The 2,347-nt window shown below is 71.2% G+C and carries 1 protein-coding gene; it reads right to left on the bottom strand.

Annotated features, from left to right (window positions below):
- Positions 1-2,347, bottom strand: a 2,347-nt coding sequence (locus ACFXAE_RS36105) for an acyltransferase domain-containing protein (RefSeq protein ID WP_384723945.1), incomplete at both ends; no start/stop codon positions are given.

The following is a 2,347-nucleotide window of genomic DNA, read 5'->3' as shown; positions in this document are numbered from 1 at the left end:
CCGTACAGCGCACCCGCGTCACCGGACGCCGCACCCAACTGACCGGCCGACACCGGCCGGCCCGCCATGGACCCGACCGACATCACCGGCGCACCGGTCACGTCGGCCACGGACAGGGTGACGGCACGGCCGTCCAGCTTGCCGATGCGGACGCGGACGGCGGAGGCGCCGACCGCGTGCAGACGCACGCCGTTCCAGGCGAACGGAATCACCGTCTCACCGTCACCGTCGTTCAGGATCGCCGCGTGCATCGACGCGTCCAGCAACGCCGGATGCAGACCGAACCCACCGGCCTCACCCACCGACTCCTGCGGCAGAGCGACCTCCGCGAACAACTCCTCACCCCGACGCCACGCCGCACGCAACCCCCGGAACACCGGACCGTAGCCATAACCACGCTCACGGAAGACCTCGTACGCACCCTCCACCGGCACCACCTCCGCACCCACCGGAGGCCACTGCGCCAGATCGAACCCCGCCGACACCACACCCTCCACCAGGAACCCGGAGGCATGGGTCGTCCACGGGGCGTCCTCGGCGCCTTCCGGACGGGAGTAGACGGCGAGCGTGCGGTGGTCGGCGTCCTGGGGCCCCACCACGACACGGACCTGAACGGCGCCCTGCTCAGGCAGCACCAGCGGTGCGGCGAGCGTCAGTTCGTCCAGCGTCGCGCAGCCCACTGCCTCACCGGCCTTCAGAGCGAGTTCCACCAGCCCCGTGCCGGGCAGCAGGGTGCGACCCAGAACGACGTGATCGGCGAGCCACGGCTGCGCCTCCACCGACAGCCTGCCCGTCAGCACCACACCACCCGAGTCCGGCAGCGCCACCACCGCACCCAGCAGCGGGTGGTCGGACGCGTCCAGACCGGCAGCGCGGGCGTCGGCCGCTGTGGTGACCGTGCTGTTCTCCGGCCAGTACGTACGGCGTTGGAAGGCGTAGGTCGGCAGGTCGACGGTGCGTGCGCCGGTGCCGGCGAAGTACGCGGCCCAGTCCACCCGGGCCCCGGCCACGTGCAACCGGGCCAGCGCGGTCAGGGCCGTGGTCTCCTCGTCGCGGTCCTTGCGCAGCAGTGCGACGAGGAGCGCGTCGTCGCCGGCGCTCTCGCGGGCCATGCCGCTGAGCACACCGTCCGGGCCCAGCTCCACGAACCGGGTCACACCCTGACCGGCCAGCGCACGGACACCGTCGTCGAAACGCACGGCCTCACGGACATGGGTCACCCAGTAACCGGCCGAGGCCAGCTGACCAGGCTCCGCCAGGGCACCCGTCACATTGGAGACGACGGGCAACCGCGGCTCGCTGTAGGAGAGGTTTTCGGCGACCGTGCGGAACTCCTCCAGCATCGGCTCCATCAGCGGGGAGTGGAAGGCGTGCGACACCCGCAGCCGGGTCGTACGGCGACCCTGCTCGCGGAACACCCCGGCGACAACCTCGACCGCGGCCTCGGCACCCGAAACCACCACGGAGGACGGGCCGTTGACGGCCGCGACCGACACCTCGTCGGTCAGGTGCGGCAGTACCTCCGCCTCCGTCGCCTCGACCGCGACCATCGCACCATCGGCAGGCAGCGCCTGCATCAGCCGGCCACGCGCAGCCACCAGCGCACACGCGTCCGCGAGGGAGAAGACGCCCGCCACATGCGCGGCAGCCACCTCACCGATCGAATGCCCGGCCACGAACTCCGGCCGCACACCCCACGACTCCACCAACCGGAACAACGCCACCTCGACCGCGAACAACCCCGCCTGCGCATACACGGTCCGGTTCAGCGCATCCGCGTCCCCACCCCACACGACCTCACGCAACGGCCGCTCCAGGTGCTCGTCCAGACCCGCGCACACCGCGTCGAACGCCTCCGCGAACACCGGGAAACGACCGTACAGTCCACGACCCATACCGAGCCGCTGCGAACCCTGACCCGAGAACAGGAACGCCGTGCGGCCCGTACCGGCCACGCCCTCCACGACACCCGCGTCGGGAAGACCCGCCGCGAACGCCTCCAGGGCAGCGGGCTTGTCCTGCGCCAGCACCACAGCCCGGTGGTCGAAGAGAGAGCGCTGCGTCGCCAAGGAGAACCCGAGGTCCACGCCACGGATTCCGGCGCCCGCCACGAACTCCCGCAGGCGCTCGGCCTGCGCACGCAGCGCGGCCTCACTCTTTCCGGAGAGAATCCACGGCACCACAACAGCCGTGTCGGTGTCGATTGCCACCGAGACGCTTTCGCCGCCCGCGAGTTCGGGCTGTTCGAGGATGATGTGCGCGTTGGTGCCGCTGATGCCGAACGAGGACACACCCGCACGGCGCGGCCCCGAACCCTGCGCCCACGGCACCGGTTCGGTCAGCAGTT

Origin of the sequence: Streptomyces sp. NPDC059454 (assembly GCF_042749965.1) — a bacterium.
GTDB lineage: Bacteria > Actinomycetota > Actinomycetes > Streptomycetales > Streptomycetaceae > Streptomyces.
The sequence above is the reverse complement of the archived record's forward strand: the minus strand, read 5'-3'. Positions and strand labels throughout refer to the sequence as shown.